The sequence below is a fragment of the Candidatus Cloacimonadota bacterium genome (genome assembly GCA_034722995.1).
GTDB lineage: Bacteria > Cloacimonadota > Cloacimonadia > JGIOTU-2 > JGIOTU-2 > JAGMCF01.
The window spans coordinates 25,548-50,564 of sequence record JAYEOL010000041.1; the positions used below are offsets into that span (position 1 = coordinate 25,548).

Below are 25,017 nucleotides of genomic sequence, written 5' to 3' on the forward strand. Positions count from 1 at the left end.
GTGTTTTATGAACGAAAACAAAAAATATAATCAGGAGGTAATATTATGATAGATAGGACAGTCAAAATCTTAGGTGAGGATGCTCAATATTTATTAGAGCATAAATGTGAAACAATCCCCAAAGCGGCTCTTCATCTTCCGGGACCTGATTTTATAGACCATATTTGCGTTATTTCAGACAGGAGCAGTGCTGTTTTGAGAAATTTACAAACCGTATTTGGCCATGGTAGATTAACGGGGACAGGATATCTTTCCATACTCCCTGTTGACCAGGGCATAGAACATTCAGCAGGTGCTTCTTTTGCACCCAACCCCATTTATTTTGACCCTGAAAATATCGTGAAACTTGCAATTGAAGGAGGGTGTAATGCCGTTGCCTCAACACTGGGAGTATTAGGCGTGGTATCAAGGAAATATGCTCATAAAATTCCATTTATTATGAAGATTAACCACAATGAACTTCTAACTTATCCAAACTCTTATGACCAAAGGCTTTTTGCTTCGGTCCAGCAAGCATTTGAGATGGGAGCAGTCGCAGTTGGTGCAACTATCTATTTTGGCTCGCAAGAATCTCGCAGACAGATAGAGGAGATTTCCATAGCATTTGAAGAAGCTCATTCACTTGGAATGTTTACGGTTCTCTGGTGCTATTTAAGAAATTCTGCTTTTAAACAAGATGGTATTGATTATCACACCTCTGCTGATTTAACAGGACAGGCTAATCATTTAGGTGTTACCATAGAAGCGGATATTGTAAAGCAAAAACAACCGACTAATAATGGTGGATATACTGCTCTTCATTTTGGTAAAACCCATCCATTAGTATATGAAAAACTCACAAGTGACCATCCAATAGATTTGACACGATATCAAGTAGCAAATTGTTATATGGGAAGAGTTGGATTGATTAATTCTGGCGGTGCTTCAGGTGAAAATGATTTACAGCAGGTAGTGAAAACAGCAGTAATAAATAAAAGAGCAGGCGGAATGGGTATTATATCCGGAAGGAAAACCTTCCAAAAACCAATGAAAGAAGGTGTCCAGATATTCAATGCAATCCAGGATGTCTATCTTGATAAAGATATAACTGTAGCATAGAGAGATAAAACGCAAAGGTAAAAGATTAACCACCTTCACTCCCGATATAATCGGGACGGTGGTCAGGAAGATGAAAATAACATACCCCCTCCGATGAATCGGAGACCCCTCTTGTTGAGCGGAGCGAAATCCCGATTTTTCTCGGGGAGAGGGGTGGATTCCCGATTCTTTTCATCGGGAAGACGGGGTGTGTACACCTGCGTGCTATTTACATATGAAGATTATCTATTTTGCAGGCCTTATGAAATTAATATCAAGGAGAAAGGCATGAACTACGAAGGCAAAGCTTTAACTATTGCTGGCTCCGATTCAGGCGGAGGAGCTGGCATACAGGCAGATTTGAAGACTTTTCACGCTTTTAATGTCTTTGGTATGTCTGCAGTAACATCTGTAACATCACAGAATACTTTGGGGGTGCGCTCTATTCATGATATCCCCTCAAATGTAGTTGGCGACCAAATAGATATGATAATGAAAGACATCGGAACAGATGCAACAAAGACCGGAATGGTCTCAAATAAGGAAATAATAGAAATAATTGTAGATAGGGTTGAAGAACACAAAATAGAAAAGTTGGTTGTTGACCCTGTTATGATTGCAAAAAGCGGTGCTCGTCTCTTAAGAAAAGATGCAGAGAAGGCACTTATAGAAAATTTACTACCTGTAGCTTTTCTTGTAACACCTAATGTTTTTGAAGCAGAAATAATTAGTGGCATAAGCATTAAAAATATTGAAGATGCTAAAAAATTAGCTAAGCTTATTCAAAAAATGGGAGCAAAAAATGTCCTTTTGAAAGGTGGTCATCTTTCAGGTGAAAATGCAATTGATATTCTCTTTGATGGCAAGGGTTTTACTTATTATGAAAAAGACAAGATTGACACAAAAAATACTCATGGAACCGGTTGCACCTTTTCTGCTGCTATAACCGCTGGATTAGCTAAAGGAGTGACTGTTTACAATGCCATCAAAGTTGCGAAGGATTACATTACAAGAGCAATAAAAAATGCACCTACTAATATAGGGAAAGGGCATGGACCCCTCTATCATAATATTAAACCATTGGAAATATCAGTATTTGAGGAAACTGCGGAGGATTTTGATAAATGGTTTAGCAAAAACGAAATTGTCTTTGAATCTGAATTTTTGGCAGAAAAGCATTTTTTATCTAATCCCAAGAATTCAGTTAGTATTGGAGTTGGAAGTGGGTTATTTGCATCAAGGTTGGGTATTGAATACGGCGTAGAACCCTCAAAAGAAATGGCAAAATTAGCTGAAAGAAGAGGGATTAAAGTTAAAATAGGAACTGCTGAAAAAGTTCCTTTTAAAGATGAAAGATTTGATACAGTCCTGCTAAGTACTATTCTTAGTTATGTAGATGCTCCCCCAAAAGCAGTAAATGAAGCATATCGTATTTTAAAACACAACGGAAAAGTTGTTGTCTCATTTCTTGCAAGAGAAGGTTCTTATGCGATGATGTACGATTTAGCATATCTGCGAGGGAAACACGATCCTGCTACTGCTCCTAAAGCTCCATATCCAGTTAAATTTATCAAAGATACTTATTGGCGTTCCACAAAGGAAGTAAGTAATCTCTTAAAAAAAGCTGGCTTTGTTGATTTAAAATATGTGCAAACCTTTACAAAACATCCTAAATACACAAATGATATGATAGAAGAGCCAATAGAGGGTTATCAAAAAGGGGATTACATAGTTATTCAGGGGAGAAAGCGATGACTATTTCAGCGAGACTTAGAAAAGATGCAGACGATATATGGAAGAAGATATTTGAACATCCATTTGTGACAGAATTATATGAAGGCACTTTGCCCATAGAAAAATTCAAGTTTTATGTCTTGCAGGATTACAACTATCTCATTTCTGCTATTAGAAACTTTAGCATTATTGCTTCCAAATGTGATACTGTGAAAGCTATGAGAGAAGTCGTGGAAATTTTACATCTTGAATCAATAAGTGAATTTAGAGGTTATGAAAAATTATTAAAAGAATTAGGATATACCCTTGCGGATGCTGTCAATGTTCAGCCCATTCCTATGAATGTATCTTATGTAAATTTTCTTCTCTCAACAAGCTCATTGAAATCTTATGCAGAAGCTATCACATCTGTGTTACCATGTTTCTGGACTTATGCTGAGATCGCAGAGTATCATAAAGATAAATTGCAAAAAAATGGAAATAGATTATATACAGAATGGGCTTCGGTGTATTTTTCAGAAGATTATCTAAATTTAGTTAAGAAAATTAGAAATCTTGTGGATAATGCTGGTAGAGATTTTTCGTATGAGAAGTTAAGAAAAATATTTATAACTGCAAGCAGATATGAATATATGTATTGGGATGCAATTTATAATATGCAGACCTGGGCTATTTAGCGTTTATCCATAAGGGCCCCGCCCGTTCTCCGTAGCACTGCGAAGGGTGAATTAGATAAAAATTCTATAGAATGTTTCCAAGATGTTATATATAGTCCCGATATATCGGGACGGGATAAATTTAAAACTTGAGTTACCCCGATGAATCGGGATGACTTAAGTTTTCTGATTAAATTATTATAAGCGGAGATTACAAAAAATTTTTTTCTAAATAACTTTTTATTTGACAGGTGAAATTATAAGATTAAGTTATGAACATAAGTTCATTAAAAGTTATATTAAAATTAAACACTTTTTATTTTATAAAGAGTGTCTGATATGGAGGTAATCGTATGAATAAGAAACTTTTTTACTATCCGCTAGTAATTGGATTGTTAGTTTTTGAAATGTTAACAGTTGGCTGTAATAAAAGGTCAGAGTATCAGGCAAAACAAAAGGAAAAGAGTCCATTGAGAACAAAAGAACTTCAAAAACCAATCTCTCCAACTGATTCGCAAATTTACATAGAGATAAAAGCAGAAGGAGAAATTCTTCATTATCAAAGAGAAACTTTTTTGAATGAAGAGGATTTTTCTGAAATTCTAAAATCAAAAGAGAAATTTCAATCTGAAAAGACGGATGCTTTTAAGAAAATCCTGAAAAGATACAATAGACAAATCGTTAATCCTAATATGGAATTTGACGAAGCGAGAAAATCCATTGCTTTTATTTGTGATATAACCGGTGCAAAAGAGGGAACTTGGTTTGACTTTGATTGGTTTTTAAGACCTCTGAGTTTAGACTTTCTTGATAATCATTTTGAAAGAAGAGAAAAAGAACTTTTCTGGGAAGGGAAAGTTGATGGTAAAATGACAAGAATAAGCATAAAATTTCCTTTCAGCATTTCTAATTGCCATGAGCATGTCTGGGCCAAATAATAAATATAGAATTGTGTATAAAGCTAAAGAGGAGCAAAAATGAAGATTACAATAATCTATGACAACACCACTTACAAAAAGGGACTTCGTTCTGATTGGGGTTTCTCTTGCCTCGTAGAAATTGAGAATACTCCAAGGATTCTTTTTGACACTGGAACAAATGGTTCTATACTTCTTTATAATATGAAAAAACTAAACATAGACCCCACTTCTATTGACGAAGTCTTTATCTCTCATTCTCATTTTGACCATACTGGCGGTCTATCAGCTTTTCTTAATGTGAACAATAATGTTAAAGTTTATGTGCCTGTTTCATTTAGAGGAGTTCGTGGAGCAGAGGAAGTAATATCTCTAAGTGAACCTTTAAAGATTCATGATAATGTTTTTTCTACTGGTGAACTGGATGCAATAGAACAAAGTATGGGAGTTAAAACAGAAAAGGGCATAGTTCTGGTTGTTGGATGTTCACATCCTAGAATGTCACATATTCTTGATGCAGCCTCGCAATTCGGGAAAGTGTATGCAATTATTGGTGGTATGCATGGATTCAGCGAGTTCGGGCTGTTTAAAGATTTAGAACTAATTTGTCCTACACATTGCACACAACACAAAGCAGAATTAAAATCTTTATATCCAGAGAAGTATATTGAAGGTGGAGCGGGAAGGATAATTGAAGTTTAAGAAAAACATATTTTCTGACGAAAATTTTATAAGTTCTTTTTGTTATTCATGTTCTCAATGAAAGAAAAAAGATAGAAATATAGAATAAAGGAAATTAATATAAAAAAGAATAAGGAGGTGATCTAAATGCCAAAAGTTGTATTTGATTATAGCAAATGTAAAGGTAGTGGTGAGTGTGTTGAGAACTGTCCCGTTGAGATTCTTGAGCTCAGTGAAAACAAAAAATGGTGTAAACCCATAGACGATAAAGTAGAAAACAAAGAAGCAGTTGAGGGGTTTTACCAGAAAGTTGATGAAAAAGAGCACGGCGAACCAAATTTGGAAATAGAGTTTGAGATGCCTGATTGCATAGAGTGTAGGGTTTGTGAAACATCTTGTCCTGAGGAAGCAATACGGATAGAAGAGTAAGCAGTATCTACGCCCTTTGCCATACATAGAAGGAGGAGCCGGAAGGATAATTGAAGTTTAAGAAAAACTATAATAGCATAGCGCGGTTTACCCCGTTAAATAATTCACATTGTCCATTCTCCGTAGCACTGCTAAGGATGAATTATATAATTTCTTATCTTCTTTGGTTTGTTATATTTAATGGGGTAAACCGCAAATATCAAATGTCAAATTATAAATTACAAATAAATTCCAAAATTTAATAACCAAATGACCAAAATGTTTTATTTCAGTCATTGTAATTTATTTTTATTTAGAATTTTGGATTTGAAATTTATTTGTTATTTGGTGCTTGCCCGTCCTCCGCAGAAGCTCTGCTTCGGAGGATGGATAATTTGGAATTTAATTTCTTGCGCAAAAAACAAAGACTTAACTTGTAATACTATAAATATTGATATGTCAAACATCAACTTAAAAGAAGAATACTGGAAAAGGAGGGAGAAAGTCCGTTTATCCTTGATTAAATGGGGGATTAAAAAGGGATTAGTAAATGATATTGATAGTGAACATTCAGTTGGTGTTTTAGAAAAAATTATTAAGGCAACCAAAGAAAGAAATCCCAAAAATCCTGCTGAATATTTTCTAAAAGGCTTGAATTATTCAAGGATAAAACACGGAAGACCATCTTTCTCAGTCTCTTTAAAAAACAATAAAAGCAACTTCGGGAGTATTGAAAATGGATAGAAAGAAAATTTTAACTTTGAAGCAAAACGAACTCTTAGATATAGTTAATAAAAGATTTGATATTACAATTAGCGGGTTGGAAGATGCGAAAAATCTCTCGGATGCCTGGAAAATAGTAGAAAGATTAGAGAAAAAAGGCTGGAGATTTGATATTATTAGCGCTAAAGCATTAAAACAAGTTGATGGATTAAGATTAGAAAATGGTAATCCTGTAACTATATTCGCGCAGTATGGCTATTCTCCACATTTTGAAAGCATTACAGAAGGGATTTGCAAAACGGCCTTAATTGCATTAAATATAATGGAAAGGGCGACAGCATAAAGGGAAAACAAGAGCCTCAATTTTCTTGCCACCAGTATATTTAAATAGATTATTTGTAATCTAATCAGATATTGGATAACTATGTCTCAAATAAAAATAAACGAATTAGAAATAAGTAAACTCTACTCAGAAGAGTTAAATATTTTTCTGAAAGAGAATAATAATAAAGAACTTTTTAAATGGTTCTTAGCCAGCATTCTCTTCGGAGCTCGGATATCAGAAACTATTGCAAAGAATACATACAAAACTTTTGAAAGATATGAACTTTTGAGTCCAGAAAAGATATTAAAAGCAGGTTGGGATTTCTTGATAAATCCAATTATGAGAGAGGGCGGTTATGTCCGTTATGATGGGAAAACATCTACACAGATTTTGCGAAATTGCGAAACTCTCATAAAAGAATATAAAGGAAGTTTAAAAGAACTACATAATATAGCCAAAGACAGCAAAGACCTGGAAAATAGATTAACTGATTTTTATGGCATTGGTCCAATAACCGTAAACATCTTTTTAAGAGAATTAAGACCTTTTTGGGAAAAGGCAAATCCAGAACCTTTACCAATTATAATGAAAGTTGCAAGAAAATACAAAATAGATTTAAGTAAATATGATAGGAAGAGCCTGACCTTTGTTAGAGTTGAAGTGGGTTTATTAAGACTAAGAAGAAATAAAGAAGTGGTAATTTAATTCTTACAATTATCTATTTAAATATGCCTAAAACAAAGCCGTTTGATGAAAATTATGAACAATATGAGGAATGGTTTGAAAATAATAAATATGCCTATTTGTCAGAATTAAAGGCAGTCAAACACTTTATTCCTGAAGATAAGAAAGGGATTGAAATCGGAATTGGCAGTGGAAAATTTGCTATTCCTTTAGGGATAAAAGTTGGTGTTGAGCCATCAAAAGCTATGGCAAAATTAGCAAGAGAAAGAGGTTTGAAGGTTTACATCGGAGTTGGAGAAAAATTGCCTTTTGAAAGTAGCTCATTTGATTTTGCGTTGATGGTAACAACAATCTGCTTTTTAGATGATGCTGAAAAGTCCTTTTCTGAGGTAAAAAGAATTCTCAAACCTGGCGGCTCATTTATAATTGGTTTTGTGGATAAAGAAAGTCCATTGGGAAAGCAATACTTAAATTTTAAAAATGAGAATATCTTTTATAAAATTGCAGAATTCTTTTCAACAAAACAAGTGATAGAAATTTTAAAAAATACTGGATTTAAAGATTTTGAAGTAGTTCAAACTGTGTTTGGAGAGCTGTCTTTTATAAATAAGATACAGAATTTCAAGGAAGGCTACGGTGAAGGCGGTTTTGTTGTCATAAAAAGTAATGTATAATAAAATTATTTGCTATCAAAATAAAGGAGAAGTCATGAGCGTAAAAATCACAAAAGAAGATGTTTATAAAAGAATTGAAAAGATTGAGCATCCAGAAATTAGTAAAACTTTTAAAGAATTAGGAATGATTGGAGAAGTCAAAATTGAGAATAATAAAGCTACCATAAATATAATCCTACCAATGCTGTCTGTTCCTATAATACTAAAAAATATACTTGTAAGTTTTATTAAGGAATCTATAAAAGATTTTGACTTGGAATTGCAGATTGAATTTTCAGAGATGAATATAGAAGGGAGAATGAAATTTTTTGAAATGTCAAAGGCATATTGGAAGGGAACTATTTAATTAGTGTCTGTCCGTAAACCCCGTTAGATGTTTACTATCTCACGGGGTAAACTATGTAACTTGAGTTAAGTTCGCTTTAGCTGACTTGACTTAAGTTTTTTTGAAATATGATTATTTCAATTTTTGAGCATGCTTTAATGATTACCGGCTTCGTCTTTGTGATGATGCTGGTAATTGAGTATATCAATGTTCAGACCAGAGGTGTTTGGCATGACTCTCTAAGAAAGAGTAAGTGGAAACAGTATCTTCTATCAGGATTTTTGGGGGCAACTCCTGGATGTTTGGGTGCATTTACTGTTGTTGCATTATATTCTCACAGAATAGTTTCTTTTGGTGCTCTTGTTGCAGCTATGATTGCCACCAGCGGAGATGAAGCATTTGTGATGCTTGCCTTATTTCCGGGGAAAGCACTGTTTTTAACAATTATAATCTTTGTTATTGGAATCGTCTCTGGATATTTTGTGGATAAGTTCCTTCCACTTAAATTCTTAGATAAAGAGATTCAATTACATAAACTGGCACTTCACGAAGAAGAAGCGTGCATTTGTTATCCTAAAGGACAGATTCTCACCCAACTCCGTCATTGTTCATTCCAGAGAGCTTTATTGATAGTTTTTCTGTTAATTTTTATTATAGGATTGGTTTTTGGAGAGATTGGTTCCGAGAAATGGAATTGGATTAAAATTACACTCCTTATTGCATCTTCAATTTCCCTCTTCATTGTCACAACTGTGCCAGAGCACTTTTTAGAGGAGCATCTCTGGAGACATATTGTAAAAGTTCATGTGCCCAGAATTTTTATGTGGACTTTTGGAGCTCTTTTTGCAATGCACTTTATAGTTAATGTTCTTCATCTTGAACATTGGATAGCAGCTAATAAATTGGTTATTCTGATTATTGCATGTTTAGTTGGGCTAATACCTGAGTCTGGTCCTCATATGATATTTGTTACTTTATTTGCTCAAGGGGCAATTCCATTCAGCATACTTATTGCAAGTTCAATAGTACAAGATGGACATGGTATGCTTCCAATGTTAGCAGAATCAAAAAGAGGATTTGTGTCTGTTAAACTTGTAAATCTTTTAGTTGGGTTTTTAGTTGGAATTTTATTCTATTTTATTGGATGGTAATAAACCGTTGGAGAGGATGTATGATTGATTGGTTGGATGAATTTTATGAGCTGTCATCCGCCAGTTGGCGGACTGACATTTCATGCCAGAGACAAATCCGCCTTTGGGGGGAGGTCCTTTGGAAAAGATATTCAGTGGTTCAAGTTCGTCATGGAGTGGTCCGTTCTTCGTAGTCCCGATTCAATCGGGACGAAGGATGAATCCATGACGACTCCTCGGACAATGGACAAAAAAGAGATTTTCAATGAAGAAGAAAAATTTTATCTCATCTTTCCTTAAAGCTATTAAAAGTTTTAGCAAAGGGCTTCCAATTATGCTTGGAGTTATTTTGTGCATGGGATTGTTTCAGGTATATATTTCTAAACAATTGCTAAAAAATGTGTTTGTCGGACGAGTCATTCAAGACACATTTTTGGGCTCAATTATTGGCAGTATTACTGCTGGGAATCCTATAAATAGTTATATCATTGGCAAGCAGTTGTTGGATAATGGAGTCTCTCTTTTTGCCGTTACTGCTTTTATTATTTGTTGGGTATCTGTTGGTATTGTTCAACTTCCTTATGAAGTATCAATTATGGGTAAAAGTTTTGCACTATCCAGAAATTTAGTAAGTTTCTTTCTATCCTTTTTTGTATCAATTGCCACAGTTTTTGTTTTGCAGGTGTTATAGTATGGGGAAAAAGCAAAAGAAGAAAAAGATTCCTAACAGTATCTACTTTTTGATAGTAGTTATCTTTATATTTATTATGTTGTTTTTGGTTGACTCTGAAGGTGCAAAGGAATCACTAAAAATCAGTTGGAAGATAACTAAAACGATTATCCCAATTATAATAATAGTTATTATCTTTACAGCTATTACAGGTTATTTCCTAAGTCCACAAAAAATCGCTAAATATTTAAGTAAAGGTTCTGGTATTAAAGGTTGGTCAATAGTAGCAGTGGGTGGAATTATTTCTCACGGTCCCTCTTTTGTTTGGTATTCGATGATTCAAGATTTACGCGAAAAAGGTATGAGCTCCGGCTTAGCTGCTGTTTTTTTCTACAATCGCGCTATTAAGATACCACTTCTGCCAATGATGATTTTTTACTTTGGCTGGCAGTTTGTGGTTGTGCTAAGTTTGCTAATGATTGCTGGTTCCCTCATTGTGTGGAAAGTAATGGACTTTATAAATGCATAAAAACATAAGAAACCAAAAAATCATAGCAGTTCTTGGTGGGAATATTGCCACAAAAAAAATATGCAAAAAAGCATATCAAGTTGGGCAAATCATTGCTGAAAAGGATTGTATACTTTTATGTGGAGGACTTGGTGGTGTTATGGAAGCATCTGCTAAAGGTGCTAAAGAGAATGGTGGATTAACAATCGGGATTTTGCATGGAACAAATAAAGCAGATGCAAATCCTTACATTGATATTCCAATAGTTACAGCAATGTCTAATGCACGAAATGCAATTATAGCACGCACCTGCGACCTTGCAATTGCAATAAATGGAAAATATGGCACCCTCTCGGAGATTGCATATTGTCTGAATTTTGGAAAAACCGTATTAGGAATTGATACTTTTCAAATTGAAGGAATAACCAAAATTGAAAGTATAGATGAAATAGAAAAGTTTTTATGATTTATAAACCATATTTCAAATTATACTACAGCTTGTAAGATTAGCTTATGTTGATAATTGAATATAGTTATTTTGAATTTTCCTTCCTCAGTTTCTATAATGCCATAACTGGCAATTCTTCCTTGCTTCGCCGTAGCCTTGTTTTGCCATGGCTTTCCTCTAGGGCGGCTTCGCGAAGGCAAGCCTTTTTCCTCTTCTGAATGCAAATGACCTGGATTAAAGTAAATTCCTTTTTTACTATTTGCCAATTCCCAATTGTGAGTATGACCAAAGAGATATAAATCTGCTGTTCCTTCTATATCATCTCTTGAATGAATAAGTATAACTTTCCTACCATTTATCGTGATTTCCTTTTGTTTTGGTAGGCTGCCATCTTTGTATTTAGGATGAAAAATTCCTGGAACTTTTATAACTTCTTTGCCTTCAGTAAGATTTGGAAAATTATCCATATCTTCATAATCATCACCAAGATGGATGATTATGTTGCTGTCTAAATTTGCTTCTAATACATTTTCTAATATTTTTAGATTTTGGTGTGTATCACTGAGGACTAAGATTTTTGGCATATTTCCCTCTTTAGTTATTTCTTTTTAGGAAATCCATTTATTTGTGCGAAAACGCGTCCCGACGAGTCGGGACAAAGTTTTCGCTTGTGCAGATACGCTGAAAGTTTGTCGTTACGCTCCTCATTTCAGCACTCCGATTTCAGATTGTTTCAATTTCTTATCTTTACAAAGGTAAAATCGTAATAGCCCATGACTTTGGACCTGCATGCGTGCCAGTCACTGGTGACATAGTTGTTTGATAAATTTCTCTACAGTTAAATTCTTTTTGAATGATTTCTTTTAGTTTGTTGGACCAGTTACGATTAATTGCATCCTCAATAAATATATCCAATTTATTCGTCTTATACCCTGCAAGTATCTTTCTAATTCGTTTAATCGTAAAATTTAAAGTTTGTTGATGTGTGCGGACAATACCAATCAATTCGTGCATTCCCTCATTATCAAATCTTATTAATGTTTTTATAGAGAGAACATTTCCCAGAAGATATTGTAACTTTCCGATTCTACCACCTTTATATAAATTTTTCAAAGTATCCAGGCAGATGACTTCTCGCATTTTGAATTTCCATTCTTTTATCTTTTTGGCAATGTTTTCTATCGTTTCACCAGATTTTATTAATTTAGCCGTTTCAATAGCCATAAGTCCCTGTTTGCCAATAGCTGCTTTTGTATCAATCAGATACACTTTTATATTTTTTAATGATTGAATGGCTTTTACAGCATATCCATAAGTTTTCGTATATTTGTCAGAAGCACAGAGAAAGATAATCTGTTTATAATTTTTTGCAATTTCTTCAATTGTTCTTTTTATATCAGAAATATTAGGAGATGCAGTAGTTGGTAATTCAGGAAGATTTTCAAAATAAGAATAATATTCCTCAGAAGAAATATCCACTCCATCTTTTAAGGATTTGTCCTTAAGGTTTAGATAATAAGGAATTACAGTAATATTGTATTTTTTTGATAAGTCTTCTGATATACTGCCGATACTGCCGGTAAGCACGCCTATTTCTTTTTTCTCCATTTTGGTCTCCATAGAATTATTTTATATACACAATTTTGAGTTGTCAATAATCATCTTCTCCACTTTCTCTTTTGCTTCATTGAGGAGTTGTTTTGCTTCTTGGTGAGCTTGATAAGATTGCCTTACGAAATTAGAGATTTTTTGCTGTGTAGACCTTGATAAAATTGGAATATGCATATTTTTTATTTGGTCAGGTCTCCAGTGGATTATAACAGATCCACCTGTATCTCGCTCCATCTGATATTGACCAACAATAGAATTTATTAGAAGTGTTAAATATTCAGGTTCTAAATTTTCTTTTATCTTTAAGCGTAAAATACCACTTGAAATAATTCCTTCAATTGACTCTTTTACAACATAAGACATACCAGGGCTTGCATCCTTTGTTAAAAGGATTTCTCCTAACTTAGGTTGATAATTTTCTCTTAATTCTTGATAAAAATCATCTGAAAGATATTTTTGATTATTATCATTTATTCCAAATTTAGAAAGATTACTTACACGAATAAACGGTTTTCCTTCTTCTTGATATTTTTTGCTTCCTGGTTCAATCCCTTTTTGGATAGTTACCAATTCTCTTATTTTCTTTAATTCAAATTTATCTTTGAGATAGTCTATTAACTTTTTATATTTCGGTTGAAAGTATTCAGCATCTGTGCGGTTAGCGGTTTTTACATTAGAAAAATTAACCACATACGACAAATCATCTTCCACTTCAAAATCTTTTAATCCCAACTCTTCCAAGAGAAGATTTTCAGCTTGGTTATAAAAAGAATTTGTTAAATCAATTTTTTTCTGTAATTTCTCAAAATATTTAGCAATCTCTAATTGTTTTCTCTGGGATATTACTGGAACTTTAAACAATTTAACCTGATTAGTATTTAGATAAGATTGAGCATTCCCAGTAACTAATCTTGAAATTTGTAATTGACCAATACGAGAGGCAAAAAATAATCCTGCGAATAAAGAATCTATTTTCTTCGAAGTTATCCTAACTCTAGCTATATTTTGGTTTATATTACCTTTTTTAATAGAATTTTGGACAATTGCTAATTGTCCAATGGTGGTGCCAACTGCAGCGAAGAGAATATCCCTTGGTCTAATTGATGATTTTTTATTATCAAAATGAAATTTCTCATCACAAAAAACTAATTCTGAGTTATTTACTGTAAGTAGACTGAAATTCTGAGATCGCACAAATGGAATTCCCTGCTTATAAAAAGATGCTCCACTTGGTGTTGTTCCATATGCAATTTCAGATATTTCAGCAAGAGTATAATAACTATGCGATGAAATAACTGCTTCATTATTTAAATATTCTGGCTGATAATATTCTGCATCCAGCCGGTGTGATCCTTCAAGTTGAGATTTTTTTATGATGGAATAGGTAATCATTGCTTTAACTCAAAAATTGGCTGTTGAATTTCAAAATATTTCATTCTGAATTTTTCAAATATATTTCTATCTTTTTCTAAATCCGACTCATAATCTTTAAGTGCTTTTTTAAAATATTCCCAGAATCCTAAGATGTTTAATTGCATTATTTTTATACCAAAACCTTTCCATAATATTTTTATATCTTCATCTCTATAAATTTCTACACCTAAACCTAATGAACGACCGTGTATTAGCCCATTTCTAAAAGAACAATAAAGAATATTGGCAGCATTTTTAACTACCTTTTTATTTTTCCTGAAATAAAACTTCTCTTCAAAATTTAGGTTAAAAAAAACCGGCATATATTTTTTTAAAAAATCTACGAAAGATTCTCTTATTTTTCCAGGTTTAATTCTACCTACATAAAAGCCAGCCAAAGAATCTATAACACTACAAATTAACTTTGCTGCAGCTACATCATACTCGTTTTGAATCAAAAATTCTATTGGGGCTAAATTTTGTTTTTTAAAATTTTCCCAAAATTTTTTCTCGTAGTACCCAAGCAAATTACCTCCAAAACTTTAATCCTTGTTCTTTTGCAAACCTTACAAATCCTTCAGCGATTTCATCGAGGTCATGTTCAAGAATTGGTCGTCCTTTTTCATCTAAAACCTTATTTCCTAATTTATTTTTTTTAAAGATGTATTCTCCAGAATTATCTTTACCAGGTTTTTTGGAAACAGCCATAAAAATTGGATAATCCTCAAGAGGCTGTTCATTATTTCCCCATTTTTGCAAAAACAGAACAGATGTTTTTGTACCTGTATGCGGTTTGAAAGTATTTACATGAAGTCCAACTACTGCCAAAATTCTTGCTTCATCAAAAAGCCAATTACGGATATATTCTGTATTGGTATTATTTAATATACCCTGTGGTAAAACAATTGCCATTCTTCCCCCGTGATTAAGAAAATCCAAACATCTTTCAATAAAGAGTATATGACGCTCGACTTTATTTTTCAAATGTCCTCTTTTGTTTTTGCTGAAAAAATATTGTCGCAACATTGCCTGGTCTCTAATCTCACCAGCAAAAGGAGGATTTGTTAAAAGCAGTTTAAAGTCGCAATAACGAAAAGTTTTTTGATTTTCTTTTTCATCTTCAGGATTCTTAAAATGAGTCAAAAGTGATCTCAATTCAGAACGAGCTTTTTCTTTTTCTTGTTCGTTCCCTTGCCAATCTCGTGCATCTAAAGAGTTTAGTTTATACACATGTGAGCGTCCATCCCCAGCAATAAGCATTAAGGCTTGCGAAATCTTTTTCATTTTATCATCAAAATCTAATCCAAATAGATATCTATTGGCATAAGAGTATCTTGCTGTTTGAGTGGCATTTTTATAGTATTTTCCCCAAACCCAATACATAGCATGAATTAAGAATCCACCAGAACCACAAGCAGGGTCTATAATATATTCTTTATCTCTTGGGTTAAGCATCTTAACACACATTTTAATTACATGACGAGGAGTAAAATATTGTCCTTTTTTAGTCTTAGCTGCTTCTGGCATTAGATACTCGAACGCTGCATCAATTATTTCCAGGTCTGAACCAAAAAGTAAAACATTCTCAAAAAGTCCAATACATACTTGAAGATGTTCTGGAGAAAGTTCAATTTTTTCAATTGTGTTAAAAGTTTCTGGCCATTCTTCAATTGATTTCTTAAATAGATTATTAATCTCATTATAAGTTTTTTGTGGGTCTTTATATTTTCTAAATTTTATCACTCCATTCCGACGTTCTTTGGCTTCTTTCTCATCAAATAGTTTAGCATAAATTAATTTAAAAACCTCATTAAAAACATCTACACCTGCATTGGCTAAAACTAATTCTTCCATTCCTTGAATAATTCGTCTTAAGTTGAAATTTCTCCCACCTTTTTTCTCAATATCTTCAAGAGTCTTTTCCTCTCTGAAAAGGTCATCAATAGTTTGGCTTGCTTTTGGTATATCAGGAAGTGTATCACTAAATTCTTTAGGATAAGGACGATAGAGGATTACCTTATCAATACCATTTGACCAGACACCAATTTCACACCCTTCGGCATTTAAATACCCTTTTAGCTGCTCAATAGCTTTTCTCTCATTTGGATTTTTTAGCTCAAAGATTATGTAAGGAGTAATTTTGTCCTTTTTATAAACGATAATGTCAGCTGCTTTTTTTCGAATTTCTCGTCCAAATTGGATAGATTTTTCCACTTCAATTCTTTCCAATGAATAACCATATTCAGAAGTCAATTTCTTTAGCCATAATTGACGGATGATTTCTTCTGGAGCATTTTTTGATGGTGAATGGATTAAAATGTCTCTACCCCTTTTTAAACAATTCACATAATATTTATCTATTTCCTTTTCAAATATTTTAATTTCTTCTGTGACATTTATACCTTGAAATTCTTTTAATCCATGTTTAACGGAAGTATCTTTAAAGATGATATCCAGTATTTTATCAGTTTTACCAATACTAACTTCTTCTTTTTTTTCTTCGTATAACTTGTTGTTCATTTTATTCCTTCAATCTTTTTTCCCATTCTTTTTTCCATTTCAATCATTTCTCTTTCTCTGGTTAATTCTCTTTTTAATTCTTTTTCTTTCCAATTTTGTAATTATTTTACTCATAATTTTTCTTTATCTCCATCTTTTACGATTATTTTACAATTTTCCAATATCCACCTTTTGCCGGACCGATTCTTTTAAGGAGGCCTTTTTGTTTTAGATTATTCAAATGATATTTAATCCCATCTTCACTTATTCCAATTAGTTCTGCTAATTCTCTTCTTGTTATTTGGGGTTCTCCTTTTATTATTTCTAAAATTTTCCGGGTAGTTTTCTGGGTAGTGCTTGATAGCCTTATATATTCTCTATTCTGCTTAAAGACAATATAAAAATGAGTGTCAGTATATTCTATCTCAGGATAGGGAGAATTTTCATTCTTACATATATCTCTCATTTCCATACTCCGTAGCAGTGCTACTGCGAAGGACGTGCTTTTCATACCTGAACCCAATTTCTCACCAAAATTTATACGAGAGAATAAATTAGCAATAAGGTGATTTCTTCTAAAGACAGTTTTACCCAGAATGAAGTTCTGTGGCTTGACCCAGATATTTTCTATTTGAATTCTATCCGGGAAAAATTTTAATATATTATTGTGACCCCGTTCAAAATAATCCTTATGCATAACAGAATTTATAACCGCTTCTCGTATAGCATCAAATGGGTATTCATAGATATTCTCTCTCTGTGGTTTTCCAGTGAATTTGTAAGCTACTTTTGAGTATAATCGGACAAAGTCCATTACTTGCTCAATTATCTCAAATAATGAGCCAGTTACTTCTTTTCTATCAATTACATCAACACCATCTTTATCTTTGAATAATACAACTGTAAAGACTGACCAGGATATAAAATTCTGTGGTTCTTTTGCAAATAAGGAGGACGCCTGCATTATTAAAATATAAATTTCCGTTTTGATGCTCTACCACTCCTAAACTTGTGAGAATTTTATCATTAGATAAGGTTTTAGAAAGCCCAGCTAATTCTAAAAATCTGTTAAATTTCTCAATGCTAAAATCTTGTGGATACAAAAACTTTGTATTTAAAAGTTCATCAAATCTTACTTTACCTTCGGTTTTAAAGAAATTTAGGATTTCATTTCTTGTCATTTTTTGAGATGTTGCACCTCTTCGTTTATAAAATCCTGATGAACATTTATATGGTTTATCTTCACCTTCTCTTACTTCTACAATAAGAATGTTTTCAAAGGATTCAACGAAAAGTTTTACTTTTGGGTCACAATTTCTTGCAATATCCTGTATTTTTGATTTTACTCTATTTGTTATTGTAATGCCTTTAACTTTTCCGTCATCAGTTACACCGATTAATACATTACCTCCAGAAGAATTCGTAAAAGCAACAAAATCTTTATCAACACCTGAAAGACCTTCTTTGAATTCTGTGAAGTATTCTTCACCTTCTTGTAATATTAAAGCCAGCTCTTTTTTATCCATATTTTCTTTTTTTATATTGGATTACAATAGATTTTTCTCTTTAAAACTATAGAATGAATCTTTTGATACAATAACGTGATCAACCACATCAATTCCCAGAATCTTACCGGCTTCTATTAATCTTTTCGTAATCTCTAAATCATCTTCAGATGGCTGTGTATCACCAGATGGATGGTTATGGACAATGATTACAGAAGATGCAGAATTTTTAATGGCTGGCAGAAATACTTCTCTTGGATGTGCTAAACTTGCACTCAATGTGCCTGTTGAAACTTTATCTACACTTATCAAATTGTTTCGTGTTGTTAAAGAAAGAATATAAAAACTCTCTTTCTTTTTATTTCCAATTTCCCTTTTTAATAGATTAAATATATCTTTGGGACCTTCAATTTTTTCGCCATACTTATTGAGTTGAATTTCTGCTTTTTCACCTAACTTAAAAGCAGCTTGTAGCTTACAAGCAGTAGCAAAGCCAATCCCTTTTACTTTTTTTAATTCTTCAATGCTGGCATTTTTAATATTATTGAGATTACCAAAATGAGCCAGTAAGTTTTGAGCAAGAGTCAGCACAGATTGTCCTTTTCCTCCTTTTTCAATTATAAGTGCAAGCAGTTCTTGAGTAGAAAGATTATCCACACCAACTTTTTGCAATCTTTCTCTTGGGCGTTCTTCTATAGGCAAATCTCTAACGGTATATGTTTTATTTTTCATAATTTTTTAATTAGTGTCTATCCCTGAATGTAGAACGGGGTTCATAACTCGTTTTCTTAGCACACAATTTAGAGCCTATTTACATTAACGACCTTGGAAGGTCGTTCTACAAACGACTTTACGGACAGACATTAATTACTTATGCTAATTTTCAAAGAGGTAAGTTAGTTTTATGATAAAAATTTTAAGATATAAAAATTACGGTTTTTAAATAATTATGAAAGAACCTTTTTAGAAATTTACAGTTAGCCCGATTCTGTGTGAATTTCCTAAATCATTATTTGTAATAAAGGCATAATTGATGTTATATCGTTTATATTTAACCCCTATCCCTGCAGTGAAATGTTTATCATAAAGTCCAGAGCGTAATGAAATAAGGTTGTGATAGTTAAATTCTGTTCCTATATGACGGGTGTATTTATACATATTATCCCAGTCATAAGCTAAAATAAGTTCTGAGTTTATAAAGTCAAGTGGTTGGACCACAGCCAATCCCATTTTAGGATTAGTGATAATCTCGTCTCTGTGTTTAGATTCAGTATCCCAGGTGATTTCTGTTCCAGCAACATCTTGCAGGTTGATTGCAAATTTGATTGCACCAAGCCAATCTACATCTGTAAGTAAAGCAAAGTCTGTTTTTAACATAGAGGAAAAGTCAAATCCCATGCCAGTCCCCATATTTTTGTAGAGATCCCTTTTAATAAATTTAAATGTTCCGCCAAAGTAAAGGTCTACAGGTAAATCAAAAAGTGCCCAACCTAAATCAAAAATATGAAATACATTTTTTGCAAACGCAAACTCAAAAAGCTGGTCAGAGCTGGAGAAAGTTCCATCTGGATTGCCAGTTAGATGCAGGTCTACATCTGAAGATCTTTTATCAACATTTGTACCTACAAGCCATTTTTCATCATAAAGTGGTATATTATTGATAGATAGACGTGTGAAACTAATACCGATGGTGCTATTAGCGGGCAAAGGAATGCAAAAAGAGAGGAAGTCATAAACTGCCAATTCCTTGTATAAAAAGGCATGCATAGCCTCAGCTTCAATCTCCTTTATTTGAGCTAATCCAGAAGCGTTCCAGTAAATAGCATTGCCATTATCAGCTACTGCTGCAAAAGCTCCCCCCATTCCCAGAGGACGAACACCATTGCCAATCATCATAAAATCTCCAGCATATCGTCCTGCACTTAGGACAAGTGGAATTAATAAAATAAAAATGAAGATTAAGTATTTTTTCATTTTAACTCCTTTTACCATAGAAGGTCTTTTAAAATTACAAATGTCAAATTACAAATGTCAAATGAATACCAAATACCAAATTTCAAATTAAATTTTCTTTTTGATAGATTAAGATAACATTCATCTTATATTGGGCATTTGGGCTTTGAACTTTATTTGTAATTTGATATTTGACATTTGAAATTTATGACCTCTTATCTTAGAATTGCCAACTTTTCTATTCTTTCAATTACCTTTTTCCCTTTTTTTGCGATAATTTTCCAGAAGTATACGCCATTTGCCAATTTTCTCCCATCAAAATCTGTACAGTCCCATCCTTTCATTGCTCGTGGATATTCGTGATATCCGACAGTTGTCGGCAAGTCTGATAGTGTATTGACCAGTCTGCCAGATACTGTGAATATTTTTATTTTTATATCATCTGCATCATCCGTAAGAGTATAAGTAAATCTTGTTCTTCCTTCATTATTCGGCTCACTCGTTACTGAACGCACAGGATTTGGGTAATTTCCAATATGAATTATATTAAATTCTTTTTGGACTGAGAAATTAACTACACATTCTTGATAGTTTCCATTAGCATCATTTGCAGAAGTAATAATTGTGTAACTTCCTTTATCAACATCTATTTGATATTTAACAGGCACTAAATTCAAATTTTGTTTTGAGACACTGTAATTTGTGACTTCTTCACCGCTAAGAAAGATTTTAATTTTTTCAACATCAATGCCGTTATCATCTTCAAGAAGAAAAGAAAAAGTGGCATTATCGTCCACATACTCGCCGTTCGTGAATTCTTGTCCTTCAACATTAACATCTATTGATGGTGGTGTGTTATCATTGTTTTGGAAAAGCCCATATATTCCTGGTCTTTCTACAAAAGCATAAGTGACAGAATCACCTTCAGAATATATATCTCCTCCAAGTAAAAACCAATGCATAAATTCAGGCTTATAGCGATATATTTTAAAATTTCTTTTTCTTTCTAAAGATTGAGTTAAGCTATCAGTTTCTGAATAATTAAATGTTAATGTGATATCTTTATTATTTTTGAAGGTCCCAGATTCTGTTAATTCAGTAGAATCAAATATGCCGATTTCATAACTAACTTTCTCCCCATTTTTCAAGAGTATTTGAGAAATATCTGGCTGAGAATCAATACCGTTTATTTCTACTTTATTAATATAAAAGTAACTATCTTCATCCACAATTCCAGCAGGAAATACCACAACCAGATTAGAATCAAGACTGGCATGAGAAGATTCAACATTTGGGTTTACGAGGAAACTATTAAGATAAAACATTTTAGGGGATGTTTTAGGATAGATATTATTACTGTAATCTAATTCTGGGAAGGTATGGTCTGGATTAACGTTAGCTGTAAGATAATATTCTCCAGAAGAGAGGGAAAATGGAAGAAGATACTTCTTACTCTGCATAGGTAATAGGCTTTCACAGATTGTGATGGAAGCGATAGGAACGCCATTATTAAAGATTTTGAGAGGATATGTAGCTGGATTTTCAATAGTTGGTGGAGATGCGAGCTTACCATCGTTACGCAGCACAACCTCAAAATATGTAGAATTATCATAAATTGTGTAATCAAAACTAAGAAGATTGATATCTGGTGCTGTTAATTCATAGGTATGATAGCTATCACTGATCCAGAAATTATCTAAATAGAATTCCTCATTTGTTGCTTCTTCTGTTGTATCAGTCTCTATTATCTGGATTTGAATATCTCCTTTTTTATTTACTGAATAGTAATATCTTTTATATTCATTTACCTCAGAACCAGAAATATTGCCAATAGTATTCCATCCTCCGTCTCCAACTTTATATTGGATACTATATCTGGCATACCTTGAAGTGTCTGTAGAAGGCCTATATAATTTATAATAGAATGAAATAGCACCAATATTTTGATTGGAAGGTGCCAACAGATAAGAACCAATTTCATTAGACAGTTTGACTGTATTTCCTTCATAAGCATTATCACTTGAACACATACCATTATAAGTAGTCCAGATACCACCGTTTCCATTATAGGTATCAATACCTGCGGGAGAATTATCATCCCAATTGTTGAAATCTTCCTCAATATTATTTATATTATAATTACCTAAGCTATCAACATATTCAATTTGATAGCAGACAGTATTTTTTGTGTAGAATGGAGGTATATTATTAATCGTTGTATAATTTATTCCGTTTGCTACCATAGGAATTTCATTTGGTATTAACTGATTAGTCCACCAAATACATCTTACAGAATCAATACCATCTTTATCAAATATTTTTGCAGAAATTGTTACAGAATCTCCAAGACAAGGAATTTCAGGTATTGTTTTAATATCAAAAATAGCTGATTTACCTACTGTAAATTTGGTATAGCCAATATAATCGCTTGTATCGTCATAAGCATAACTTCTGACTATTTGTGTAAATTCTGGTTCTGTATGTGTTGTATCAATTATGTATTCATATCCAGAATCATTATAGAATTTTCTGTTAATATCATAAAGCTCTACCTGTTTTTTTTCACCATCGTGATAAGGGTCAGGTATTAAGTCCTGCTCATCAGTAATATAATATGCAACTCTGTATAGGGTAGAGTCAACATTATTTATAAATATTTGAGCAGTATCTCCTAATACAAATTCATAGCTATCAAGATCAACATTAAGGTTTTTATTCTTTTCAGGAAGCACAATATTAATTGCTGGGTCACCCAAATAATTGAAAGATCTTAGGAATGTTAAACCTGTGAATCCCAAACCATTGTAGATACAATATTCAATTTTGGAAAGATTTGATAATTCTGCAAAGTTACGCATTTCTCTATTAAATATGTTGTTAAACATAAATTTAGCTAATACTTTATCTTGGGTTAGAAATCCTTTAGCTGCTCCACCAAAGAATCCAATAGCTCCTTTTTCTGGTTCAATAATAAATGCTTCTCCGAGACAGCTGCAGCCAGGATATTCAAAGTTTGAAGTATAACAGGTCAAACTACTAATTATTGGATAATTATCATTAAAAAGTGTAGAAATATCTGCAAGATTTAACAAATTAAGGTCTGACCATATCTGTCCACCGCCGTGTCCCACAAACTGAATAAATGCTGTGCCATCATCAATGTAGTCCTTCAACTCAGTGGTTCCCCCCCAATATGGGTCATTATGCGGTCGTTGTGCATAAATTCTGGAAACTCTAAATTCATCTGGGATGTATTCCTTTTTCAGGCTTTCATTTTGCTCTTCAAATGTACCAGAACCTCCTGCAATTAGCATACAATGATTACGCCAGATATCATTGAAATTTGGTTCGGTATTATAATGGATTGTCTTTTCTAAGACTGGAGCAATTTGTTCTTTTTCCCACACTGGGATTCTACTGATTGCTAAATCTGGCAGTTCATCATCGCCAACTATACAAGCAAACCAATTATCATCAACAGTTGCACCAATATGATATGTCCAGCTCATACTTGTAGGGATTATACTGTATTTTTTGTTTGGAGAAGAATCTCGTTCATCATAACAAGCATCACCTAAAAAGAGCACATATTTTACTGCTGGTTCTTGCCAATTATTATATGCATATTTCAGGAAATCCTGGATTGCCTGAATTGAGCGTATTCCATTGCTAAATTCATCAAAGATGTCTTCTAAGGCAACTGGTTTTACACTTAGATTTCCATATTCCTGCCAATGAGTAATGAATTCAGATATTGCTTGATCTTTAATGAAATCTCTAATTGAAATTAGGATATAATCTGCCTGATTATTTGTATCGTGTAGATTGCTTGGTATATCGGGTTTTACAAATTTGGGGATTAATTTTTTTTCAGAATTTACTGCAATATATTGTGTCGAATCATCAATTACTTCATCTTGAAATGTTACTATGAATGGTGAGCTGCCAGCAGGCATTGTTGACTCAATGCTGACATTTTCTAATTTACTTACGCCAATTTTATAAACATCAATATCTGAGGACTGGAAACCGTTAATCTCAAATTGGAATAATTGAGGGGCTAAAAAGGAGGGTTTATTGAATTCCAATATACCATCGTAAGGAGTATATTCACGCCAGTATGTAATATCAACATAATTCAACATAACCATATCATAGCTTGCATCAGTATCACCGGGCATAGAAATATAAATCATATTAGTGCCATCATTCAAGTTGTCATTTGACATCGTGCCTGTAAGGATTTGTTCCGTTTGATTCTGCCAATATTCAGATCCCACTTGAGAAGAGTTTATATAAGCCAATGCATGATGCCTTCCTGAATTTGTTACCTGGTGCGTCTCCGGGTCGGTTTTGAAATATGTATTGCCAAATAATGAAACATTGATGGTAGCGAGTCTTGCACCTGTTTGTGATGGATTGTGTAATGTAAATGGAAAGCTATTCATATTGGGAGCACTGATTTGAGCCCAAAACCATAAATCTTCTCTTATACTATGTACTTGGCTAAGTTTAGCGTAGATACTTTGTTTTTCTAAATGAAGGGTTGTATCAAAATAAGGAGGTATTTTATATTTACGCTGGTCTGTTTCGTATAATCCACAATCTTCAACAGCAAGTCGTGCTCCTAAATGTCCTTCATTATATTCAAGGGTGAAGCGGTTCTCCCATGAATAGTTATCATAAAAGCAATCTTTTCCGTGATTGATATCAGCATAAAACTCAAAATAGTCTTCCTCATCAAATGAACCGTCATATTCACCAGAAAAATATATTGGAACAGGGTTTCCTTTATTGCTTAATTCCAGATACTTAGGGTTTATCTCGTCAACATCAAAATCAAATTGGTAGTTAAATTGCAAAGAATCTTGCCAGAATGCAATCGTATCTTTTAGAAAAGAGTATGTTATTTTATAAATACCTTTTTGGTCAATTATAAATTGGAATTTATTTATTATAGACTCATCTTGTTTATGTTTTGGATAATAGGAAGGTTCCTTTTCTTTTCCCCAATTCTTTGAGAATTTATTGTTAAGAATAAAATCATCAGCTATGTTATCAATATAATTTGAGCCT

The 25,017-nt window shown here is 33.1% G+C and carries 25 protein-coding genes; 15 read left to right on the forward strand and 10 right to left on the reverse strand.

The features are described from left to right. Positions 1–45: 45 nt before the first annotated feature. The 15 genes from U9R23_05070 (at position 46) to U9R23_05140 (ending at position 10,978) form a co-directional block, all read left to right on the forward strand. Entirely contained in the window at positions 46–1,098 is a 1,053-nt protein-coding gene (locus U9R23_05070) for a class I fructose-bisphosphate aldolase (GenBank protein ID MEA3475792.1), read from the forward strand. A 267-nt stretch (positions 1,099–1,365) separates the two neighbouring features. Beyond that, positions 1,366–2,832: a bifunctional hydroxymethylpyrimidine kinase/phosphomethylpyrimidine kinase gene (thiD, locus tag U9R23_05075; GenBank protein MEA3475793.1), complete on the forward strand. Its 1,467-nt coding sequence runs from the start codon at positions 1,366–1,368 to the stop codon at positions 2,830–2,832. Continuing rightward, positions 2,829–3,488, forward strand: coding sequence for a thiaminase II (tenA, locus tag U9R23_05080; GenBank protein ID MEA3475794.1), 660 nt, complete (start codon positions 2,829–2,831; stop codon positions 3,486–3,488). Before thiD ends, tenA begins: the two co-directional genes overlap by 4 nt. Positions 3,489–3,820: 332 nt before the next feature. Continuing rightward, positions 3,821–4,405: a hypothetical protein gene (locus U9R23_05085; GenBank protein MEA3475795.1), complete on the forward strand. Its 585-nt coding sequence runs from the start codon at positions 3,821–3,823 to the stop codon at positions 4,403–4,405. Positions 4,406–4,444: 39 nt separating this feature from the next. Further along, positions 4,445–5,086: an MBL fold metallo-hydrolase gene (locus U9R23_05090; protein ID MEA3475796.1), complete on the forward strand. Its 642-nt coding sequence runs from the start codon at positions 4,445–4,447 to the stop codon at positions 5,084–5,086. Positions 5,087–5,212: 126 nt separating this feature from the next. Further along, a complete protein-coding gene (locus U9R23_05095) occupies positions 5,213–5,494 on the forward strand; it encodes a 4Fe-4S binding protein (GenBank protein ID MEA3475797.1) in 282 nt (93 codons plus the stop codon). A gap of 435 nt (positions 5,495–5,929) precedes the next feature. Next, positions 5,930–6,217 carry a hypothetical protein gene (locus U9R23_05100; protein ID MEA3475798.1) on the forward strand — a complete coding sequence of 96 codons (288 nt, stop codon included), beginning with the start codon at positions 5,930–5,932 and terminating at the stop codon, positions 6,215–6,217. Continuing rightward, the gene (locus tag U9R23_05105; GenBank protein ID MEA3475799.1) at positions 6,210–6,539 is read left to right on the forward strand and encodes a hypothetical protein; all 330 of its coding nucleotides are present in this window, start codon (positions 6,210–6,212) and stop codon (positions 6,537–6,539) included. Before U9R23_05100 ends, U9R23_05105 begins: the two co-directional genes overlap by 8 nt. An 81-nt stretch (positions 6,540–6,620) precedes the next feature. After that, the gene (locus U9R23_05110; GenBank protein ID MEA3475800.1) at positions 6,621–7,226 is read left to right on the forward strand and encodes a hypothetical protein; all 606 of its coding nucleotides are present in this window, start codon (positions 6,621–6,623) and stop codon (positions 7,224–7,226) included. 23 nt (positions 7,227–7,249) lie between these two features. Further along, positions 7,250–7,879 (forward strand): class I SAM-dependent methyltransferase, encoded by a 630-nt coding sequence (locus U9R23_05115; protein MEA3475801.1) that lies wholly within the window; start codon positions 7,250–7,252, stop codon positions 7,877–7,879. A gap of 34 nt (positions 7,880–7,913) precedes the next feature. Next, positions 7,914–8,225, forward strand: coding sequence for an iron-sulfur cluster assembly protein (locus U9R23_05120; GenBank protein ID MEA3475802.1), 312 nt, complete (start codon positions 7,914–7,916; stop codon positions 8,223–8,225). 107 nt (positions 8,226–8,332) lie between these two features. After that, on the forward strand, positions 8,333–9,355 hold the full coding sequence (locus U9R23_05125) for a putative manganese transporter (protein MEA3475803.1): 1,023 nt from the start codon (positions 8,333–8,335) through the stop codon (positions 9,353–9,355). Positions 9,356–9,599: 244 nt separating this feature from the next. Next, positions 9,600–10,025, forward strand: coding sequence for a hypothetical protein (locus tag U9R23_05130; protein MEA3475804.1), 426 nt, complete (start codon positions 9,600–9,602; stop codon positions 10,023–10,025). 1 nt (position 10,026) lies between these two features. Then, positions 10,027–10,533: a hypothetical protein gene (locus U9R23_05135; GenBank protein ID MEA3475805.1), complete on the forward strand. Its 507-nt coding sequence runs from the start codon at positions 10,027–10,029 to the stop codon at positions 10,531–10,533. Continuing rightward, complete coding sequence (locus U9R23_05140) at positions 10,526–10,978, forward strand: TIGR00725 family protein (GenBank protein ID MEA3475806.1); 453 nt, start codon at positions 10,526–10,528, stop codon at positions 10,976–10,978. The genes U9R23_05135 and U9R23_05140 overlap by 8 nt, the downstream gene beginning before the upstream one ends. Before the next feature lie 20 nt (positions 10,979–10,998). On the opposite strand, the gene U9R23_05145 is transcribed toward U9R23_05140, so the two are convergent. The 10 genes from U9R23_05145 to U9R23_05190 form a co-directional block, all read right to left on the reverse strand. Next, positions 10,999–11,544 (reverse strand): metallophosphoesterase family protein, encoded by a 546-nt coding sequence (locus tag U9R23_05145; GenBank protein ID MEA3475807.1) that lies wholly within the window; start codon positions 11,542–11,544, stop codon positions 10,999–11,001. A 163-nt stretch (positions 11,545–11,707) separates the two neighbouring features. Next, positions 11,708–12,568: a DegV family protein gene (locus U9R23_05150; protein MEA3475808.1), complete on the reverse strand. Its 861-nt coding sequence runs from the start codon at positions 12,566–12,568 to the stop codon at positions 11,708–11,710. Between the two features lie 21 nt (positions 12,569–12,589). Further along, positions 12,590–13,963, reverse strand: coding sequence for a restriction endonuclease subunit S (locus U9R23_05155; GenBank protein ID MEA3475809.1), 1,374 nt, complete (start codon positions 13,961–13,963; stop codon positions 12,590–12,592). After that, the gene (locus tag U9R23_05160; protein ID MEA3475810.1) at positions 13,960–14,511 is read right to left on the reverse strand and encodes a hypothetical protein; all 552 of its coding nucleotides are present in this window, start codon (positions 14,509–14,511) and stop codon (positions 13,960–13,962) included. The genes U9R23_05155 and U9R23_05160 overlap by 4 nt, the downstream gene beginning before the upstream one ends. Before the next feature lies 1 nt (position 14,512). Beyond that, the gene (locus U9R23_05165) at positions 14,513–16,504 is read right to left on the reverse strand and encodes an N-6 DNA methylase (GenBank protein ID MEA3475811.1); all 1,992 of its coding nucleotides are present in this window, start codon (positions 16,502–16,504) and stop codon (positions 14,513–14,515) included. 142 nt (positions 16,505–16,646) lie between these two features. After that, the gene (locus U9R23_05170) at positions 16,647–17,447 is read right to left on the reverse strand and encodes a winged helix-turn-helix transcriptional regulator (protein MEA3475812.1); all 801 of its coding nucleotides are present in this window, start codon (positions 17,445–17,447) and stop codon (positions 16,647–16,649) included. After that, the gene (locus U9R23_05175) at positions 17,365–18,009 is read right to left on the reverse strand and encodes a putative DNA binding domain-containing protein (GenBank protein ID MEA3475813.1); all 645 of its coding nucleotides are present in this window, start codon (positions 18,007–18,009) and stop codon (positions 17,365–17,367) included. Before U9R23_05175 ends, U9R23_05170 begins: the two co-directional genes overlap by 83 nt. A 21-nt stretch (positions 18,010–18,030) precedes the next feature. Then, entirely contained in the window at positions 18,031–18,720 is a 690-nt protein-coding gene (gene radC / locus U9R23_05180) for a DNA repair protein RadC (GenBank protein MEA3475814.1), read from the reverse strand. Between the two features lie 231 nt (positions 18,721–18,951). Next, on the reverse strand, positions 18,952–19,962 hold the full coding sequence (locus U9R23_05185; GenBank protein MEA3475815.1) for a PorV/PorQ family protein: 1,011 nt from the start codon (positions 19,960–19,962) through the stop codon (positions 18,952–18,954). A 194-nt stretch (positions 19,963–20,156) separates the two neighbouring features. Beyond that, positions 20,157–25,017: C25 family cysteine peptidase (locus U9R23_05190; GenBank protein MEA3475816.1), on the reverse strand; the 4,861-nt coding region annotated here is incomplete at its 5' end.

Bases quoted from the DNA above. Each gene is read 5' to 3' on its own strand.
- U9R23_05145 (MEA3475807.1), bottom strand. From the start codon at position 11,544: ATGCCAAAAATCTTAGTCCTCAGTGATACACACCAAAATCTAAAAATA.
- U9R23_05175 (MEA3475813.1), bottom strand. From the start codon at position 18,009: ATGGATAAAAAAGAGCTGGCTTTAATATTACAAGAAGGTGAAGAATAC.
- U9R23_05100 (MEA3475798.1), top strand. From the start codon at position 5,930: ATGTCAAACATCAACTTAAAAGAAGAATACTGGAAAAGGAGGGAGAAA.
- U9R23_05120 (MEA3475802.1), top strand. From the start codon at position 7,914: ATGAGCGTAAAAATCACAAAAGAAGATGTTTATAAAAGAATTGAAAAG.
- U9R23_05095 (MEA3475797.1), top strand. From the start codon at position 5,213: ATGCCAAAAGTTGTATTTGATTATAGCAAATGTAAAGGTAGTGGTGAG.
- U9R23_05110 (MEA3475800.1), top strand. From the start codon at position 6,621: ATGTCTCAAATAAAAATAAACGAATTAGAAATAAGTAAACTCTACTCA.
- U9R23_05165 (MEA3475811.1), bottom strand. From the start codon at position 16,504: ATGAACAACAAGTTATACGAAGAAAAAAAAGAAGAAGTTAGTATTGGT.
- U9R23_05155 (MEA3475809.1), bottom strand. From the start codon at position 13,963: ATGATTACCTATTCCATCATAAAAAAATCTCAACTTGAAGGATCACAC.
- U9R23_05140 (MEA3475806.1), top strand. From the start codon at position 10,526: ATGCATAAAAACATAAGAAACCAAAAAATCATAGCAGTTCTTGGTGGG.
- U9R23_05185 (MEA3475815.1), bottom strand. From the start codon at position 19,962: ATGAAAAAATACTTAATCTTCATTTTTATTTTATTAATTCCACTTGTC.
- tenA (MEA3475794.1), top strand. From the start codon at position 2,829: ATGACTATTTCAGCGAGACTTAGAAAAGATGCAGACGATATATGGAAG.
- U9R23_05130 (MEA3475804.1), top strand. From the start codon at position 9,600: ATGAAGAAGAAAAATTTTATCTCATCTTTCCTTAAAGCTATTAAAAGT.
- U9R23_05070 (MEA3475792.1), top strand. From the start codon at position 46: ATGATAGATAGGACAGTCAAAATCTTAGGTGAGGATGCTCAATATTTA.
- radC (MEA3475814.1), bottom strand. From the start codon at position 18,720: ATGAAAAATAAAACATATACCGTTAGAGATTTGCCTATAGAAGAACGC.
- U9R23_05105 (MEA3475799.1), top strand. From the start codon at position 6,210: ATGGATAGAAAGAAAATTTTAACTTTGAAGCAAAACGAACTCTTAGAT.
- U9R23_05125 (MEA3475803.1), top strand. From the start codon at position 8,333: ATGATTATTTCAATTTTTGAGCATGCTTTAATGATTACCGGCTTCGTC.
- thiD (MEA3475793.1), top strand. From the start codon at position 1,366: ATGAACTACGAAGGCAAAGCTTTAACTATTGCTGGCTCCGATTCAGGC.
- U9R23_05090 (MEA3475796.1), top strand. From the start codon at position 4,445: ATGAAGATTACAATAATCTATGACAACACCACTTACAAAAAGGGACTT.
- U9R23_05115 (MEA3475801.1), top strand. From the start codon at position 7,250: ATGCCTAAAACAAAGCCGTTTGATGAAAATTATGAACAATATGAGGAA.
- U9R23_05135 (MEA3475805.1), top strand. From the start codon at position 10,027: ATGGGGAAAAAGCAAAAGAAGAAAAAGATTCCTAACAGTATCTACTTT.
- U9R23_05085 (MEA3475795.1), top strand. From the start codon at position 3,821: ATGAATAAGAAACTTTTTTACTATCCGCTAGTAATTGGATTGTTAGTT.
- U9R23_05150 (MEA3475808.1), bottom strand. From the start codon at position 12,568: ATGGAGAAAAAAGAAATAGGCGTGCTTACCGGCAGTATCGGCAGTATA.
- U9R23_05170 (MEA3475812.1), bottom strand. From the start codon at position 17,447: ATGCAGGCGTCCTCCTTATTTGCAAAAGAACCACAGAATTTTATATCC.